The sequence below is a fragment of the Streptomyces sp. NPDC038280 genome, assembly GCF_055600045.1.
Genome location: NZ_JBVJYZ010000008.1, coordinates 267,203 through 284,481, shown reverse-complemented (window position 1 = coordinate 284,481; position 17,279 = coordinate 267,203). Strand labels below are relative to the sequence as shown.

General features: G+C 70.2%; 17 protein-coding genes. 7 read left to right on the top strand and 10 right to left on the bottom strand.

Features of this window, described 5'->3' with window-relative positions; translation table 11 throughout:
• Positions 1-152: 152 nt before the first annotated feature.
• Together fabI and fabG are read right to left on the bottom strand one after the other, a co-directional pair.
• Positions 153-929, bottom strand: a complete 777-nt coding sequence (gene fabI / locus ACZ7J0_RS19200) for an enoyl-ACP reductase FabI (RefSeq protein ID WP_470888802.1) — start codon at positions 927-929, stop codon at positions 153-155.
• Positions 930-934: 5 nt separating this feature from the next.
• Positions 935-1,639: a 3-oxoacyl-[acyl-carrier-protein] reductase gene (gene fabG, locus ACZ7J0_RS19195; RefSeq protein WP_468714777.1), complete on the bottom strand. Its 705-nt coding sequence runs from the start codon at positions 1,637-1,639 to the stop codon at positions 935-937.
• Positions 1,640-1,824: 185 nt separating this feature from the next.
• On the opposite strand from fabG, the gene ACZ7J0_RS19190 reads away from it, so the two are divergent.
• The 3 genes from ACZ7J0_RS19190 (at position 1,825) to tyrS (ending at position 6,066) form a co-directional block, all read left to right on the top strand.
• Positions 1,825-3,348: a TldD/PmbA family protein gene (locus tag ACZ7J0_RS19190; RefSeq protein ID WP_470888799.1), complete on the top strand. Its 1,524-nt coding sequence runs from the start codon at positions 1,825-1,827 to the stop codon at positions 3,346-3,348.
• Positions 3,345-4,736 carry a metallopeptidase TldD-related protein gene (locus ACZ7J0_RS19185; protein ID WP_470888797.1) on the top strand — a complete coding sequence of 464 codons (1,392 nt, stop codon included), beginning with the start codon at positions 3,345-3,347 and terminating at the stop codon, positions 4,734-4,736. The genes ACZ7J0_RS19190 and ACZ7J0_RS19185 overlap by 4 nt, the downstream gene beginning before the upstream one ends.
• A 64-nt stretch (positions 4,737-4,800) precedes the next feature.
• Positions 4,801-6,066: a tyrosine--tRNA ligase gene (gene tyrS / locus ACZ7J0_RS19180; protein WP_470888795.1), complete on the top strand. Its 1,266-nt coding sequence runs from the start codon at positions 4,801-4,803 to the stop codon at positions 6,064-6,066.
• Positions 6,067-6,147: 81 nt separating this feature from the next.
• Here tyrS and ACZ7J0_RS19175 read toward each other — a convergent pair whose 3' ends face one another.
• Positions 6,148-6,420 carry a GlsB/YeaQ/YmgE family stress response membrane protein gene (locus tag ACZ7J0_RS19175; protein WP_469117884.1) on the bottom strand — a complete coding sequence of 91 codons (273 nt, stop codon included), beginning with the start codon at positions 6,418-6,420 and terminating at the stop codon, positions 6,148-6,150.
• A 215-nt stretch (positions 6,421-6,635) separates the two neighbouring features.
• On the opposite strand from ACZ7J0_RS19175, the gene ACZ7J0_RS19170 reads away from it, so the two are divergent.
• Positions 6,636-7,013 carry a DUF3099 domain-containing protein gene (locus tag ACZ7J0_RS19170; RefSeq protein WP_470888793.1) on the top strand — a complete coding sequence of 126 codons (378 nt, stop codon included), beginning with the start codon at positions 6,636-6,638 and terminating at the stop codon, positions 7,011-7,013.
• Positions 7,014-7,213: 200 nt separating this feature from the next.
• On the top strand, positions 7,214-7,435 hold the full coding sequence (locus ACZ7J0_RS19165) for a hypothetical protein (protein ID WP_470888791.1): 222 nt from the start codon (positions 7,214-7,216) through the stop codon (positions 7,433-7,435).
• 3 nt (positions 7,436-7,438) lie between these two features.
• On the opposite strand, the gene moaA is transcribed toward ACZ7J0_RS19165, so the two are convergent.
• The 3 genes from moaA to ACZ7J0_RS19150 form a co-directional block, all read right to left on the bottom strand.
• Positions 7,439-8,428, bottom strand: a complete 990-nt coding sequence (gene moaA / locus ACZ7J0_RS19160; protein ID WP_470888789.1) for a GTP 3',8-cyclase MoaA — start codon at positions 8,426-8,428, stop codon at positions 7,439-7,441.
• A gap of 153 nt (positions 8,429-8,581) precedes the next feature.
• A complete protein-coding gene (locus tag ACZ7J0_RS19155; RefSeq protein ID WP_470888787.1) occupies positions 8,582-10,234 on the bottom strand; it encodes a solute symporter family protein in 1,653 nt (550 codons plus the stop codon).
• Complete coding sequence (locus tag ACZ7J0_RS19150; protein WP_470888786.1) at positions 10,231-10,596, bottom strand: DUF485 domain-containing protein; 366 nt, start codon at positions 10,594-10,596, stop codon at positions 10,231-10,233. The genes ACZ7J0_RS19155 and ACZ7J0_RS19150 overlap by 4 nt, the downstream gene beginning before the upstream one ends.
• 244 nt (positions 10,597-10,840) lie before the next feature.
• Between ACZ7J0_RS19150 and ACZ7J0_RS19145 the strand changes: the two genes are divergently transcribed.
• Both ACZ7J0_RS19145 and ACZ7J0_RS19140 read left to right on the top strand, forming a co-directional pair.
• Positions 10,841-12,376 carry a S8 family peptidase gene (locus ACZ7J0_RS19145; protein WP_470888784.1) on the top strand — a complete coding sequence of 512 codons (1,536 nt, stop codon included), beginning with the start codon at positions 10,841-10,843 and terminating at the stop codon, positions 12,374-12,376.
• 94 nt (positions 12,377-12,470) lie between these two features.
• On the top strand, positions 12,471-13,793 hold the full coding sequence (locus ACZ7J0_RS19140) for a CoA transferase (protein WP_470888782.1): 1,323 nt from the start codon (positions 12,471-12,473) through the stop codon (positions 13,791-13,793).
• Here the strand turns inward: ACZ7J0_RS19140 and ACZ7J0_RS19135 are convergent.
• The 4 genes from ACZ7J0_RS19135 to ACZ7J0_RS19120 all read right to left on the bottom strand — a co-directional run bounded on the left by ACZ7J0_RS19135 (position 13,783) and on the right by ACZ7J0_RS19120 (position 17,269).
• Positions 13,783-14,826: a zinc-dependent alcohol dehydrogenase family protein gene (locus tag ACZ7J0_RS19135; RefSeq protein WP_470888780.1), complete on the bottom strand. Its 1,044-nt coding sequence runs from the start codon at positions 14,824-14,826 to the stop codon at positions 13,783-13,785. The two genes, ACZ7J0_RS19140 and ACZ7J0_RS19135, sit on opposite strands and share 11 nt — an antisense overlap.
• 18 nt (positions 14,827-14,844) lie before the next feature.
• Positions 14,845-15,534, bottom strand: coding sequence for a lysoplasmalogenase (locus tag ACZ7J0_RS19130; protein ID WP_470888778.1), 690 nt, complete (start codon positions 15,532-15,534; stop codon positions 14,845-14,847).
• Positions 15,531-16,415 carry a sterol desaturase family protein gene (locus ACZ7J0_RS19125; RefSeq protein ID WP_470888776.1) on the bottom strand — a complete coding sequence of 295 codons (885 nt, stop codon included), beginning with the start codon at positions 16,413-16,415 and terminating at the stop codon, positions 15,531-15,533. Before ACZ7J0_RS19125 ends, ACZ7J0_RS19130 begins: the two co-directional genes overlap by 4 nt.
• Positions 16,416-16,558: 143 nt before the next feature.
• Positions 16,559-17,269, bottom strand: a complete 711-nt coding sequence (locus ACZ7J0_RS19120) for a VIT1/CCC1 transporter family protein (protein WP_470888774.1) — start codon at positions 17,267-17,269, stop codon at positions 16,559-16,561.
• Between the last annotated feature and the right edge of the window lie 10 nt (positions 17,270-17,279).

Sequence of the window (17,279 nt, the reverse complement as noted above, 5' to 3'; positions counted from 1 at the left end):
CTCCCCGTCAGTAGCCGCAACATCACGCTCTGACCCAGTCTGAGGCGACACGCCCGACTTTTCGACTTGGGGGAAGTCAGCCCGGAACGCACGAAAGCCGGGTGCCGTCAACTGCGACGGCACCCGGCCTCGTACGAGAAGGAACCCGGTGACTACGCGCCGATGGCGTGCAGCCCGCCGTCGACGTGGACGATTTCGCCGGTGGTCTTCGGGAACCAGTCCGAGAGCAGCGCGACGACACCGCGGCCGGCCGGCTCCGGGTCGCTCAGGTCCCACTTCAGCGGGGAACGGCTGTCCCACACCGCGGCCAGCTCGGAGAAGCCGGGGATGGACTTGGCGGCCATCGACCCGATCGGGCCCGCCGAGACGAGGTTGCAGCGGATGTTGTGGTCGCCGAGGTCGCGGGCCATGTAACGGCTGGTGGCCTCCAGCGCGGCCTTGGCCGGGCCCATCCAGTCGTACTGCGGCCAGGCGAACTGCGCGTCGAAGGTGAGGCCGACGACCGAGCCGCCACCGTTGGTCATCAGCGGCAGGCAGGCCATGGTCAGCGACTTCAGCGAGAAGGCGGAGACGTGCATGGCCGTGGCGACCGACTCGAACGGCGTGTTGAGGAAGTTGCCGCCGAGGGCGTCCTGCGGGGCGAAGCCGATGGAGTGGACGATGCCGTCGAGGCTGCCGAGCTCCTCGCGGACCAGGCCCTCGAGCCGGGCGAGGTGCTCGTCGTTGGACACGTCGAGCTCGATGACCTTGACGTTCTCGGGCCGGGGGAGCTTCTTGGCGATGCGCTCGGTCAGCGTGGGCCGGGGCCAGGCGGTGAGGATGATCTCCGCGCCCTGCTCCTGGGCCAGCTTCGCGGTGTGGAAGGCGATGGAGGACTCCATCAGCACCCCAGTGATCAGAATGCGCTTGCCTTCGAGGATTCCGCTCATGGTGATCAGTGACCCATGCCCAATCCGCCGTCAACCGGGATGACGGCTCCAGTGATGTACGAGGCGTCGTCGGAGGCGAGGAACTTCACCGTGGCGGCGATCTCCTCGGGCTGCGCGTAGCGGCCGAGCGGCACCTGGGCGACGATGCCCGCGCGCTGCTCCTCGGTCAGCACCTTGGTCATGTCGGTGTCGACAAAACCGGGGGCGACGACATTGAACGTGATGTTGCGCGAGCCGAGCTCACGGGCGAGGGAGCGGGCGAAGCCGACGAGGCCGGCCTTGGAGGCGGCGTAGTTCGCCTGCCCCGCGGAGCCGAGGAGGCCGACGACCGAGGAGATCAGGACGACGCGGCCCTTCTTCGCGCGCAGCATGCCGCGGTTGGCGCGCTTGACGACCCGGAAGGTGCCGGTGAGGTTGGTGTCGAGGACGGCGGAGAAGTCCTCCTCGGACATCCGCATCAGCAGCTGGTCCTTGGTGACACCGGCGTTGGCGACCAGCACCTCCACCGGACCGTGCTTCTCCTCGATCTCCTTGTAGGCCTGCTCCACCTGCTCGGTGTCGGTGATGTCGCACTTGACGGCCAGGAAGCCGGCCGGCGGCTCTCCGGACCGGTATGTGATGGCGACCTTGTCGCCGGCGTCGGCGAACGCGCGGGCGATGGCGAGGCCGATGCCCCGGTTTCCTCCGGTGACGAGAACCGAGCGGCTCAACGGATCACCCTTTCCATAGCGGTCTGGTACATCGAAAACCTATCGGTCCGGTCCCTCGTACGGAGAATCGGGCCCTGACAGTGGCGTACGGAACTCCCTGTCGGGTCCCTACAGAAAGAGCTGGGCATCATGCACACAAGCGCGACATGATCGGGACGACCGGTCTCATACGACAGGAGACATTCGTGCCTCATTCCATCGACGAAGCCTTCACGGCGTTGCCGCTGCGGGCGCTCGCCGACGCGGCGCTCGCCCGGGCGCGCGCGCTCGGCGCCGAGCACGCCGACTTCCGCCTCGAGCGGGTGCGTAGCGCGGCCTGGCGGCTGCGCGACGCCAAACCCTCGGGTTCCTCGGACACCACGGACCTCGGGTACGCGGTACGGGTCGTGCACGGCGGCGCCTGGGGCTTCGCGTCCGGGGTCGATCTGACCATGGACGCCGCGGCGCGCGTCGCCGGGCAGGCCGTGGCGATGGCCAAGCTGTCGGCGAAGGTGATCGCGGCGGCGGGTTCCGGTGAGCGGGTGGAACTGGCCGACGAGCCGGTGCACGCGGAGAAGACCTGGATCTCCTCGTACGAGATCAACCCCTTCGACGTGTCCGGCGCGGAGAAGAGCGCGCTGCTGGCCGACTGGAGCGAGCGGCTGCTGCGGGCGGACGGGGTGGCGCACGTGGACGCGTCGCTGCTCACCGTCCATGAGAACAAGTTCTACGCGGATACGGCGGGCACGGTCACCACCCAGCAGCGCGTGCGGCTGCACCCGCAGCTGACGGCGGTCGCCGTGGACGAGACGACCGGCGAGTTCGACTCGATGCGCACGATCGCTCCGCCGGTGGGGCGCGGCTGGGAGTACCTGACCGGCACCGGCTGGGACTGGGACTCCGAGCTGGAACAGATCCCGGGGCTGCTCGCGGAGAAGATGCGGGCGCCGAGCGTGGAGGCGGGGACGTACGACCTGGTGGTCGACCCGTCGAATCTGTGGCTGACGATCCACGAGTCCATCGGCCACGCCACGGAGCTGGACCGGGCGCTGGGCTACGAGGCGGCGTACGCGGGGACCTCCTTCGCCACGTTCGACCAGCTCGGGAAGCTGACGTACGGCTCCGGGATCATGAACGTGACGGGCGACCGGACCGCCGAGCACGGCCTGGCCACCATCGGCTACGACGACGAGGGCGTCGAGGCGCAGAGCTGGGACCTGGTGAGGGACGGCACGCTGGTCGGTTACCAGCTGGACCGCCGGATCGCGAGGCTGACGGGCCTGGGGAGGTCGAACGGCTGCGCGTTCGCGGACTCCTCCGCGCATGTGCCGGTGCAGCGGATGGCGAACGTGTCGCTGCGGCCGGACCCGGGGGGTCTGTCGACCGAGGACCTGATCGGGGGTGTGGAGCGCGGGATCTATGTGGTCGGTGACCGCTCCTGGTCGATCGACATGCAGCGCTACAACTTCCAGTTCACCGGTCAGCGCTTCTTCCGGATCGAGAACGGGAAGCTCGCCGGTCAGCTGCGCGATGTCGCCTACCAGGCGACGACCACGGACTTCTGGGGCTCGATGGAGAAGGTCGGCGGCCCGCAGACCTACGTCCTGGGCGGCGCCTTCAACTGCGGCAAGGCCCAGCCGGGCCAGGTCGCCGCGGTCTCCCACGGCTGCCCGTCCGCCCTCTTCCGGGGCGTCAACATTCTGAACACGACGCAGGAGGCCGGTCGATGAGCCGCGTCAGCAAGCCGTACGAGATCGTCGAGCGGGCCCTTGAGCTGTCCCGCGCCGACGGATGCGTGGTCATCGCCGACGAGGAGTCGTCGGCGAACCTCCGCTGGGCGGGCAACGCCCTGACCACGAACGGGGTGACCCGGGGCCGGACCCTCACCGTCATCGCCACCGTGGACGGGACGCAGGGCACCGCCTCCGGGGTGGTCTCCCGGTCGGCCGTCACGGTCGACGAGCTCGAGCCGCTGGTGCGGGCCGCCGAGGCCGCCGCCCGGGCCGCCGGGCCCGCCGAGGACGCCCAGCCACTGGTGTCCGGGGTCCCGGCGTCGCCGGACTTCACGGACGCGCCCGCCGAGACGTCGTCGGCTGTCTTCGGGGACTTCGCACCCGCCCTCGGCGAGGCGTTCGCCCGGGCCCGGGCCGGCGGCCGGGAGCTGTACGGCTTCGCCAACCACGAGCTGACCTCGACGTATCTCGGTACGTCGACGGGCGTCCGGCTGCGCCACGACCAGCCGAACGGGACGCTCGAGCTGAACGCCAAGTCCCCGGACCGGTCGCTGTCCGCCTGGGCGGGCCGGGCCACACGGGACTTCAAGGACGTGGACCCGGGGGCGCTCGACGCCGAGCTGGCGGTCCGGCTCGGCTGGGCGGGGCGCCGTGTGGACCTGCCCGCCGGACGGTACGAGACGCTGCTGCCGCCCACCGCGGTGGCGGACCTGCTGATCTACCAGATGTGGTCGTCGGCGGCCCGGGACGCGGTGGAGGGCCGTACGGTCTTCTCCAAGCCCGGCGGGGGCACCCGTATCGGCGAGACGCTCTCGCCGCTGCCGCTGACCCTGCGCAGCGACCCGAACGAGCCCGGCCTTGAGACCGCGCCGTTCGTCGTCGCGCACGCGTCCGGCGACGACTCGTCGGTCTTCGACAACGGTCTGCCGCTGTCGCCGACCTCGTGGGTCCGGGACGGACATCTGCGGCATCTGACCACGACCCGGCACAGCGCGGCCCTGACCGGTCTGCCCGTCACCCCCTCGATCGGCAATCTGATCCTGGACGGCGGCGCGGAGCGCTCGCTGGAGGAGATGGTCGCCTCCACGGAGCGGGGTCTGCTGCTGACCTGCCTCTGGTACATCCGCGAGGTCGACCCGGCGACGCTGCTGCTCACCGGCCTGACCCGGGACGGGGTGTATCTCGTCGAGAACGGCGAGGTGACCGGCGCGGTGAACAATTTCCGGTTCAACGAGTCCCCGGTCGATCTGCTGTCGCGCGCCTCGGAGGCCGGCCGTACGGAGAAGACGCTGCCGCGCGAGTGGAGCGACTACTTCACCCGGGCCGCGATGCCGGCGCTGCGCGTGCCTGATTTCAATATGAGTTCGGTCAGTCAGGGCGTGTGACCCGCCTAGACTGACTGTTGCTCTTCCACTCTGCACGCCTACACGTTCAAGGAGACCGGAAACCGTGACGGACATCGTCGACGAACTGCAGTGGCGTGGGCTGATCGCCCTGTCCACTGACGAGGACGCATTGCGCAAGGCGTTCGCGGACGGTCCCGTTACGTTCTATTGCGGCTTCGACCCGACCGCGCCCAGCCTGCACCTGGGGAACCTGGTCCAGATCCTCACCATGCGCCGGATCCAGCAGGCGGGGAACCGCCCGCTGGGTCTGGTCGGCGGTGCCACGGGGCTCATCGGTGACCCCAAGCCGAACTCCGAGCGCACGCTGAACGCGCCGGAGGTCGTCGCGGGCTGGGTGGAGCGGCTCCGTGCGCAGATCGAGCGGTTCCTCGACTTCGAGGGCCCGCACGCCGCGACCATGGTCAACAACCTGGACTGGACGTCGGGCCTGTCGGCGATCGACTTCCTGCGCGATGTCGGCAAGTACTTCCGGGTCAACAAGATGATCGCGAAGGAGGCGGTCGCCCGGCGGCTGAACTCCGACGCGGGCATCAGCTACACCGAGTTCAGCTACCAGATCCTTCAGGGCATGGACTTCCTGGAGCTCAACCGGCGCTACGGCTGTGTGCTGCAGACCGGCGGCAGCGACCAGTGGGGCAACCTGACGGCGGGCACCGACCTGATCCACCGGGTCGAGCCCGACGCCGTGGTGCACGCCCTGGCGACCCCGCTGATCACCAAGGCGGACGGTACGAAGTTCGGCAAGACGGAGTCGGGGACGATCTGGCTGGACCCGGAGCGGACCACGCCGTACGCCTTCTACCAGTTCTGGCTGAACGCGGACGACCGTGATGTCTCCAAGTTCCTGCGGATCTTCAGCTTCAAGTCCCGCGAGGAGATCGAGGAGCTGGAGAAGCTCACCTCGGAGCGCCCGCAGGCCCGTGCCGCCCAGCGCGCGCTGGCCGAGGAGCTGACGACGCTGGTCCACGGCGCCGACGAGTGCGCGGCCGTGATCAACGCCTCCAAGGCGCTGTTCGGGCAGGGCGAGCTGGCGGAGCTGGACGAGGCGACGCTGGCCGCGGCCCTGTCCGAGCTGCCGCACGCGCGGGTGGCCGAGCTCGGCCAGGTCGTGGATCTCTTCACCGAGGTCGCCCTGGCACCGAGCAGGTCGGCCGCGCGTCGCACGGTGAAGGAGGGCGGGGCGTACGTGAACAACGTCAAGGTCACCGCCGAGGACGCCGAGGTGTCCCACGACGAGCTGCTGCACGGCCGCTGGCTGGTGCTGCGCCGGGGCAAGAAGAACCTGGCCGCGATCGAGATCGCCGGCTGAGGCCTCGGTACGTCACGGCAGCGGCCCGGGTACACGCGTCGATCGCGTACCCGGGCCGCTGCCGTACCCCTGGGATCGGGGTCAGGCTCTCCTGGTCCCCCTGACGGTGGCCCACAGCATGTCGCCCACCCCGACGACAGCGACCGCGCCGATCAGCTGGAGCAGATGCCGGGTCCAGTCGATGCCCTTGGTGTCGTTGACTCCGATCCAGGTCGCGACGGCGTTGCCGAGAACGCTGCCGAGAATGCCGAACACGGTCGTCAGCCACAGCGGGATCTGCTGCTTGCCCGGAATGATCGCCTTGGCGATCAGACCGAGGACCAGACCCACGATGATCGCCCACAGCCAACTCATGTCGCCTCCTCGTGCGGCGCGGTGTGCGCGTGTGGGCCCCAGTCTTGACCCCCCGGCCATACGGCGCATGTCGGACAGCTCCGTACGTGGGACGCCGCCGGCCGTATGCCCGGGTAAGGGGCGACCCGGTCTCGTCGGCGGCGGATGCCGGGGCGTACCGTGGAGAAAGGTCCGGACAGGGGAAGTCCGGCGTGGATGTCGGGCGGTGGAACGCGATGCGGAAGCGTGGCGCGAACGAGGTCTTCCGGATCACCGGGGCCCGTCAGGGTCTGGCCGACGATGTGCGCGGCCGGCAGCGCCGGTATGTGATCTCGATGTCGGTCCGCACGCTGTCGGTCATCGCGGCGGCGGTCCTGTGGAACGTGGAACGCCATGTGGCCGTGGTGGCGCTGGCGTTGGGTCTGCTGCTCCCCTATGTGGCGGTCGTGATCGCGAACGCGGGCCGGGAGAACGCGCCGTCGCTGCCGTCGACGTTCGTCCCGGCGCCGGTGCGGCCGATGCTGGAGGGGATGCCCGAAGCGGAGGGCCAGGCGGAAGGCTCTGCACAGCGCGCCGAGGAGCCGGGCAAAGAACGGACGTACGAGCAGACGTGAGCACCGGCGGCTGCCCGCAGTCCGCAAAGCTCAAGAAAAGCTCAGATCAATCATGAAGTTCCGGTGCACCACACCCCGTTCCCCGTGACATACTTCGTACGCGCTCCGCATCCCCCGTCGGAGCGACGGACCGACGCCGGGCAGCTCCCCCCGTGGCTGCTCGGCGTCGCCTTTGTTCGGACCCATTCTGCGAGCGCCCTGTGAGTGACGAGACCTCCCCGATCTGTTCCGCCAAGGGCTGTCGTGCCGACGCCGTCTGGGTCCTGGCGTGGAACAACCCCAAGCTGCACACCCCCGAGCGCCGCAAGACCTGGCTGGCGTGCGACGAGCACCGCGAGCACCTCTCCCAGTTCCTGGGAGTACGGGGTTTCCTGAAGGACGTCGTGACGCTGGAGGCGTGGTCCGCCGCCGACGGCGGCTGAGTCTCAGCCGCCGATCGCCGACATCGGGCGCTCCGGCTGGAGGAAGCTCGGGTCGTCCAGACCCGAACCGGCCTTCTTGCCCCACATCGCCAGCTTCCAGAGCCGGGCGACCTCCTCGTCGGGCGCCTCGGAGCGGAGCGCCGCGCGCAGATCCGTCTCCTCCGTGGCGAAGAGGCACGTCCGCACCTGACCGTCGGCGGTGAGCCGGGTCCGGTCGCAGGCCCGGCAGAAGGGGCGGGTGACGGAGGCGATGACACCCACGGTGTGCGGCCCGCCGTCCACGGTCCAGCGCTCGGCCGGCGCGGAGCCTCGGGCCTCGTCGCCCTCGGCGGTGAGCGTGAAGCGGGTGCGCAGCGACTCGAGGATGTCACCGGCGGTGATCATTCCGTCGCGCTTCCAGCCGTGCTGGGCGTCGAGCGGCATCTGCTCGATGAAGCGCAGCTCGTACGCGTTCCCGACGGCCCAGGCCAGCAGGTCGGGGGCCTCGTCCGCATTGAGGCCGGGCATCAGGACCGCGTTGACCTTGACCGGGGTGAGCCCGGCGTCGCGTGCGGCGGCCATGCCGTCCAGGACGTCCTGGTGGCGGTCGCGACGGGTCAGGGTCTTGAAGACGTCGGGGCGCAGGGTGTCGAGCGAGACATTGACCCGGTCGAGGCCGGCGGCCTTGAGCGCGGTCGCGGTGCGCTTGAGGCCGATGCCGTTGGTGGTCAGGGACATCTTGGGGCGCGGCTCCAGGGCCGCGCACCGCTCGACGATGCCGACGAGCCCGGGGCGCAGCAGCGGCTCGCCGCCGGTGAAGCGGACCTCGGTGACTCCGAGGTCGGTGACGGCGATCCGGATCAGCCGGACTATCTCGTCGTCGGTGAGCAGATCGGGCTTGGCAAGCCACTGCAGGCCCTCTTCCGGCATGCAGTAGGTGCAGCGCAGATTGCACCGGTCGGTGAGCGAGACACGCAGGTCAGTGGCCACTCGGCCGTAGGTGTCGATGAGCACGGTGTGCCCCCTCCCCGGTTACCCGAATCTGTATGTGTCCGAGCCTACGCGAGTGCACCGACAACATCAGTGGCCGATTGTCACGGGACCTGGTCGGCCGCCTCGTAGGGACCTACGAGGCGGCCGACCGTCCGGTTTCGTAGGGTGTCGGGATCAGTGCGCTCCGACACCGGTGAGGGACTTGACCTCCAGCTCGGCGTACTTGCCGGCGTCGGGCTCCTCCTTGGAGAGCAGGGATCCGATCCAGCCGAGCAGGAAGCCCAGTGGGATGGAGACCAGGCCCGGGTTCTCCAGCGGGAACCAGTAGAAGTCGACCGTCTTGAACATCGAGGTGGGCTTCCCGGAGACGACCGGTGAGAAGACCACCAGGACGACGGCGGAGACGAGGCCGCCGTAGATCGACCAGAGCGCCCCCTGAGTGGTGAAGCGCTTCCAGAAGAGGCTGTAGAGGATCGTCGGCAGGTTGGCGGAGGCGGCGACGGCGAAGGCCAGGGCGACCAGGCCGGCCACATTGAGGTCGCGTGCCATCGCGCCGAGCCCGATGGAGACGACGCCGATGAGGACGGTCGCCCAGCGGGCCGCGCGGACCTCCTCCTTCTCGGTCGCCTTGCCGCGGCGGATGACGTTGGCGTAGATGTCGTGCGCGAAGGAGGACGAGGAGGCCAGGGTCAGTCCGGCGACCACCGCGAGGATGGTGGCGAAGGCGACCGCGGAGATGACCGCGAGCAGGATCGCGCCCCCGGTGGATCCGGCGCCGCCGCCGACCTCGAGGGCGGCCAGCGGGGCCGCCGTGTTGCCCGCCTTGTTGGAGGCGATGATGTCGCCCGGCTTCAGGAGCGCGGCGGCGCCGAAGCCCAGCACGATCGTCATCAGATAGAACGCACCGATGATCCCGATGGCCCAGTTGACGGACTTCCGGGCTGCCTTGGCGGTCGGCACGGTGTAGAAGCGGATCAGGATGTGCGGCAGACCGGCGGTGCCCAGGACCAGCGCGATGCCCAGCGAGAGGAAGTCCAGCTTCGAGACGCCGGTGGCCCCGTACTTGAGGCCGGGCTCCAGGAAGGCGGAGCCCTTGCCACTGTTGGTGGCGGCGGCGCCGAGCAGGTCGGAGAGGTTGAAGTTGAACTTCAGCAGGATGAGGAAGGTGATGAGGAGCGTGCCCGCGATGAGCAGGACTGCCTTGACCATCTGCACCCAGGTGGTGCCCTTCATACCGCCGATGGTGACGTACACGATCATCAGGACGCCGACCAGGGCGACGATGGCGATCTTTCCGCCGTCGCTGGTGATACCGAGCAGCAGCGAGACGAGCACACCGGCGCCCGCCATCTGGGCGAGCAGGTAGAAGATCGAGACGACGATCGTGGACGTTCCCGCGGCGGTACGGACCGGGCGCTGGCGCATCCGGTAGGCGAGGACGTCACCCATGGTGAACCGGCCGGAGTTGCGCAGGGGTTCGGCCACCAGCAGCAGGGCGACCAGCCAGGCGACCAGGAAGCCGACCGAGTACAGGAAGCCGTCGTATCCGAAGAGCGCGATGGCTCCGGCGATGCCGAGGAAGGAGGCGGCGGACATGTAGTCGCCGGAGATCGCGAGGCCGTTCTGGAAGCCGGTGAACTGGCGTCCGCCGGCGTAGAAGTCGGCGGCGCTCTTGGTCTGGCGGCCGGCCCAGACGGTGATGGCCAGGGTCGCGACGACGAAGGCACCGAAGAGGGAGATGATCAGCGTGCGGTGCTCGGAGGTGGCACTGGCCGCGGCGAGCTGGACGGTGTGGAGGACCTCACCGGCCTGGAAGGTGCTGCTCATGCGCCGGCCTCCATACGGGACTTGATCGCTTCCGCCTTGGGGTCGAGCTTCCCGGCCGCGTGCCGTGAGTAGAACCAGGCGATGAGGAAGGTGGTGAGGAACTGGCCGAGTCCGAGGACCAGAGCCATGTTGATGTTGCCGAAGAGCTTGGTGCCCATGAAGCCGCCCGCGTAGTTGGAGAGCAGGACGTACAGCAGGTACCAGGCGATGAAGGCAAGGGTGAGCGGGAAGGCGAAGGAGCGGTACGTGCGGCGCAGTTCGCCGAATTCCGCACTCTCCTGCACCTCGACGAACGCCTCGGTCGTGGGCTGGACGGGGCCGGCGTCCGTACCGCCCGGGGGCGGCGGTGCATCGATAGCCACGGAATCTCCTTGCGGCGCGGGTGCGGTAGGCATGACGGAGGGGACCTTTCGGACGGGGTGGGTGATGTCGTTCCCTCCCCTGCACAACGGCACGGGCAGCAGGCCGACGCGGTTCAATACCGGTCTTTTTCTTTCCCAACTCATTGATGGGCCGTGATGATCGGCGATAGCTTCGCTCGTCATGAACCTGTTCACTCACAACCCGGTGTGTGAACAGCTCCTATACGGATGATGTGGAGAACCCATGGCTCATCTGGGATCCAGACGCGGTCGAGTACTCGCTCTGCCCGCCGGTCTGGCGCTCACGGCCTCGCTCGGCTTCCTTCCCGCCGGAGCGGCCACGGCCGCCCCGGCGGACGACACCCCGGCCGCCGTCGTGACCGACGGCCCGAAGCTGTCGTACGTCGTCAACGTGAAGGGCGGCCGCTCCACCGCCGCTTCGGTGAAGAAGGCGATATCGCGCGCGGGTGGCACGGTGGTCATCGCGTACGACCAGATCGGGGTCATCGTCGTCCACTCGCAGAACCCCGAGTTCGCGAAGACGATCCGCAAGGTCAAGGGCGTCCAGTCGGCCGGTGCGACCCGGACGGCGCCGCTCTCCGTGCAGCACGACGACGCCATCGGGGCCCAGGAGCAGCCGCTGACCGCCGCCGAGGCGAAGGCGGCCGCGGCCAAGGCGACCGACGAGCAGGACCCGTTCGAGCCGCTCCAGTGGGACCTGCCGGCCATCAAGGCGGACAAGGCCCACCAGAAGTTCCTCGGCAGCGGCAAGGTCACGGTCGCCGTCATCGACACCGGTGTCGACGACACCCACCCCGACCTCGCGCCGAACTTCGACCCCCAGGCGTCGGCCAACTGTGTGACCGGCGCCCCGGACACCACCTGGGGCTCCTGGCGTCCGAGCGCGCACGAGAGCGACCACGGCACGCATGTCGCGGGTACCATCGCCGCCGCGAAGAACGGCATCGGTGTCACCGGTGTCGCGCCCGGCGTGAAGGTGTCCGGCATCAAGGTGGCCACGCCCGACGGGTTCTTCTACACCGAGTCCGTCGTCTGCGGTTTCGTGTGGGCCGCGGAGCACGGCGTCGATGTGACCAACAACAGCTACTACACCGACCCGTGGCTGTACGCCTGCAAGAACGACGACGACCAGAAGGCGCTGGTCGAGGCGGTCACCCGGGCCTCGCAGTACGCGGAGCGCAAGGGTGCCGTGAACGTGGCCGCGGCCGGCAACGCGCGTACGGACCTGGCTTCCGACGAGCTCACGGACACCACCAGCCCGAACGACACCACCCCGGTGACGCGGGTCGTCAACCCGCAGGAGTGCCCGGACTTCCCGGCCATGCTGCCGGGTGTGGTCACGGTCTCCGCGACGGGCGCCAAGGGCCTCAAGTCGTCGTACTCCAACTACGGTCTCGGCGTGGTCGACATCGCGGCCCCGGGCGGCGACTCGACCAGGTTCCAGACGCCCGACGCGCCGGCGGTCAATGGTCTGATCCTCTCCACGCTGCCCGGTGGCGGTTACGGCTACAAGGCTGGCACCTCGATGGCGTCGCCGCACGCGGCGGGCGTCGCGGCGCTCATCAAGTCCAAGCACCCGCACGCCTCGGCGGCGCAGGTGAAGGCGCTGCTGTACGCCCAGGCCGACGCGAAGGCGTGCACCGACCCGTACGACATCGACGGCGACGGCACGGTCGACGCGGTGTGCGAGGGCGGGAAGTACGACAACGGCTTCTACGGCGCCGGCATGATCGACGCCCTGGACGCGGTTCGCCGCTAGAGAGCCTGAGGTGAAGCCCTGGTGTGGCACACCACACCAGGGCTTCGACACCGTGCATGGCACTCAGTGCCATGCACGGTGTCATAGTGCGGGAATGACACAGACACTTTGCGTGGGCACGGAACACACCGGGCAGTTGTGGGCTCTGCTGGGCGGCGATCCCGCCCTCACGGACCGCGTGTCGTACGGCGGCCCTTCGGGGCTGCTGCCCGCACGGCTGCCCGTGATGGATCTGGCCCGGGCGACGGTCGCGGTCTGCGCGCTCGCGGCGGCGGAGTGGGACGCCCACACGTCCGGCGGACCCGTGCCCGAGGTCCGGGTCGACGACGGGGCCGTCGCCACCGCGTTCGTCAGTGAACGCCATCTTCTGGTGGACGGCCGGGCGCCGGTCAACTTCGCGCCGCTGTCCAGGTTCTGGCGGGCGGCCGACGGCTGGGTCCGTACGCACGCCAACTACCCCCATCACCGGTCCGCGCTGCTCTCCGCGCTGCGGGTCGACGAGGATCCGGCGGCGGTCGAGGCCGCCATCGCCGGACGGCCCGCCATCGAGGTGGAGAGTGCGGTGTACGCGGCGGGCGGCCTGGCCGTGGCCCTGCGCTCGCCCGAGCGGTGGGCGGCGCACGAGCAGGGCGCCGCGGTCGCCGGACGGCCGCTGCTGACCCGCGAGCGGCTCGATGACGCGGCTCCGCGCCCCCGTTCGGGCCCCCTGCGGGTACTGGACCTGACGAGGGTCATCGCCGGGCCGGTGGCGACGCGCACCCTGGGGCTGCTCGGCGCGGACGTACTGCGCGTGGATCCGCCGGACAACCCGGAACTGCCCGACCAGCACGCCGACACCGGCTTCGGAAAGCGGTCCGTGGCCCTGGACCTCGACCGGCCGTCGGACCGGCGCAGCTTCGAGGAGCTGCTGGCCGGGGCGGACGTCCTGGTCACCGGCTACCGACCGGGCGCGCTGGACCGGTTCGGGCTCGTCCGGCCCGGCCTGGTCGTCGCACAGCTGTCCGCGTGGGGCGACTACGGGCCCTGGGGCGAGCGGCGGGGCTTCGACAGCCTCGTCCAAGTCGCGACCGGCATCGCCGAGCTGGAGGGTTCGGCGGACCGCCCCGGCGCACTTCCCGCGCAGGCCCTGGACCACGGCACGGGATATCTGCTGGCGGCGGCCGTGCTCCGGTCGCTCACCGAGCAGTCCGACGACGGCGGGGGCACCCGTCTGGTGCGCCTCGCGCTGGCGCAGACGGCGCACTGGCTGAAGGGGCTTCCCCGGCACGAGCCGGAGCGGTGGCTGACGGAGACGGACAGCCCGGTGGGCCGGCTGCGGCATGCCGTCTCACCCGTCTCCTACGAGAAGGGCCCAGCGGGCTGGTCGCGTCCGCCGGGCCTGCCGGGCACGGATGCCCCCGTCTGGCTCAGGGCTTGACGAGGACCTTGAGCGCGGTGCGCTCGTCCATGGCCTTGTAGCCGTCCGGGACGCCCTCGAGCCCGACGGTCAGGTCGAAGACCGGCGACGGGTCGATCGTCCCGTCCAGGACGTCCGCGAGCAGCTCGGGGATGTACGCGCGGACGGGAGCGACGCCGCCGCGCAGGGCGACGTTCCGGTTGAACATGTCGGAGAGGTCGAGGCCGGTGCCGCTGCCGTGCGGGACGCCGACGTAACCGATGGAGCCGCCGTCGCGGGTGATGGCGACGGCGGTGCGCATCGACTGCTCGGTGCCGACGGCCTCGATGACGGCGTGCGCGCCCTGGCCGCCGGTGAGTTCGCGGACGGCGGCCTCGGCGGCCTCTCCGCGCTCGGCGACCACGTCGGTGGCGCCGAAGGTGCGGGCGATGTCCGTACGCGCCTGGTGGCGGCCGAGTGCGATGATCCGCTCGGCGCCGAGCCGCTTGGCGGCGAGGACTCCGCACAGGCCGACGGCGCCGTCACCGACGACGGCGACGGTGGAGCCTTGAACGACGCCCGCGCCGACGGCCGCGTGGTGGCCGGTGCCCATGACGTCCGAGAGGGCGAGGAGCGCGGTCAGCAGGTGGTCGTCCGAGGCCGCGTCGGCGGGGAGCTTGACGAGGGTGCCGTCGGCGAACGGCACACGGACCGCTTCGCCCTGGCCTCCGTCGGAGCCGACGGATCCCCAGAAGCCGCCGTTCGGGCAGGAGGTGTGCAGGCCCTCGGAGCAGTAGTCGCAGGTGCCGTCGGACCAGACGAAGGGCGCGACGACCAGGTCGCCGGGGGCGAAGCCGGACACCTCCTGGCCCGCCTCCTCGACGATCCCGAGGAACTCGTGGCCGATGCGCTGTCCGGCCTGGCGGGCCGCCGTGCCGCGGTACGCCCACAGGTCGCTGCCGCAGATGCAGGCCCGCAGAACGCGCAGCACCACATCCGTGGGCTGCTTGATCACCGGGTCGGGCACGTCCTCCACGCGCATGTCGAACGGGGCGTGAATGGTGGTGGCGCGCATGACGGACGCATCCTTGTCTCAGACGTTGGTACGGGTTTCACCGTACGCCCGCGCGCCGACGGCCGAGTAACGGAGTGCTCCGGCGGCCAGCAGGTACTGCGCCGCCAGATAGGTGAGCATGATCCAGAAGTCGGGGACCGGCGGCTGGGGCCAGTCGGCGACGCCGGTCGCGATGAGGGTGTCGGAGAGCAGGAAGAGCGCGCCGCCCGCTCCGGTGGTGAGCCCGAGGGCACTGGAGCGGTAGGCCATGGCGGTGAGCAGCAACGAGTAGCCGGCTACCGGGACGCGCAGGTCGGCGGGGAGGCCGGGCCACAGCAGCGCGACGGTGGTGACCAGGGCGACGCCGTAGGCGGCGCCGAGCAGTGGTGACGTGCGCCCGCGGCCGAAGAGGACCAGGTAGCAGACGTGCCCGGCGGCGAAGGAGCCCATGCCGACGAGGAAGGCCCAGTCGGCGTCGGACAGCAGGAAGACATCGCCGCCCCAGCCGAAGAGCAGTGCGGCGGTCAGGGGCTTCGGCGCGCCGAGGGCGACCGCGTATCCGGCGAGCAGCGGCATCAGAAGGGGCTTGGCGAGCTGGTGCCCGAGCTCGGCTCCGGCGAGGAGGGAGAGGAGGTCGACGGCGCCGGCCACGCCGAAGGCGACGAGGAGGAGGCGGGAGACCGCCTCGCGCCGCCCGGCGGCGGCCCCGGCCTCGCGTGGTCCGTTCACGCCGCCGGCTCCGCGGCGGGACCGGTGGCGGGCCCGGGTTCGGTACGCGGGCCCGGCTGCCACCCCGGTCCCCGGAACACCCGTCCCGCCCGCTCGCGCCAGCTGGTCGCCGCCCGGACGTCACGGGCGATCGCGGCGTACTCGTGGGTGGCGACGCGCAGCGGGTTGTGCGTGGCGATGTTCTTGGTGAGGCCGAACACGGGCCGCTCGGTCTCGGGCGCGAAGGAGCCGAAGAGCCGGTCCCAGATGATCAGGATGCCGCCGAAGTTGCGGTCGAGGTAGCCGCCCTGGGAGGCGTGGTGCACCCGGTGGTGCGAGGGCGTGTTCAGCACGTACTCGATGGGCCGGGGCAGCTTGCCGATGCGCTCGGTGTGCACCCAGAACTGGTAGACGAGGTTCGCCGACGAGCAGAACGCGAGGGCGGCCGGGTGCACACCGCAGGCGATGAGCGGCACGTAGAACGGCCACACGGTGAGTGACGTCCAGGGCTGCCGCAGCGCGGTGCTGAGGTTGAACTTGCGGCTGGAGTGGTGGACGACGTGGCAGGCCCACAGGATGCGGATGACATGGTGACCGCGGTGGGACCAGTAGTAGAAGAAGTCCTGGCCCAGCAGCATCAGCGGTACGGTCCACCACAGGACGGGGACGCGGGCCGGGGTGAGTTCGTAGACCGCGGTGTAGATCGCCACGATCGGGATCTTCCAGAGGAAGTCGAACGCGAGACTGCCGAGCCCCATGCCGATGCTGGTGGCGGCGTCCTTGGTCTCGTATCCGGCGGCCTCCTCGTCCGGGTGGATCCGGTAGCTGACGATCTCGAGGACCGTGAGCAGGACGAACGCCGGTATGGACCACAGCACGACATCGGGCAGGTTCGGTGGCATGCCTGCACGTTAGGGGCGGGGTGGCGGCAGCGCCAGTGGTTGTTACCGACAAGTATGCGAGACGAGTTGTCAGCGAGTTTTGGCGACTTCCGCCAACTGTTACCGAGGGTAGTCAAAGCGGCTGGGATCAGTGGCCGGGAGGGTCACACCCCGGCCACCCCGAGCAGTGTTCCGGCGGCGTACGTCACCGCCATCGCCACCGCTCCCCCGCCCACGTTGCGCAGCACCGCGGGGGCGGCGGGTGCCAAGCCCAGGCGGGCGCTCCACCAGCCGGTCAGAGCCAGGGCCGCCAGGACCGAACAGACCGTCACATAGAGGCGGACCGACGGGGATGGCAGCACGATCGCGAGCAGCGGGAGCAGCGCGCCCGCGGTGAACGCCAGGAAGCTCGCGCCGGCCGCGTGCCAGGGGTTCGTCAGGTCGTCCGGGTCGATTCCGAGCTCCACGCGCGCGTGGGCCCGCAGCGCGTCCCGTTGGGTGAGCTGCTCGGCGGCCTCGCGGGCCACGTCGGCGGTGAGGCCGCGGGCCGCCAGCAGTTCGGTAAGTTCGTCCAGTTCGGCTTCCGGCTGCTCGCGCAGCTCCCGCTTCTCCTGTGCCAGGGCCGCCTTCTCCGAGTCCCGCTGGGTGGACACGGAGACATACTCCCCCGCCGCCATCGACATCGAGCCGGCGAGGAGCCCGGCCAGGCCCGCGGTGAGCAGCGCCGAGCGGGAGTCCGTCGCGCCGGCGACGCCGACGACGAGGCCCGCGGTGGAGACGACGCCGTCATTGGCGCCGAGCACCGCGGCCCGCAGCCAGTTCAGACGGGAGCCGAGTGCTCCGCCGTGGGCCTCGTCGTGTGGGGCGTCGGTCATGTCCGGGAGA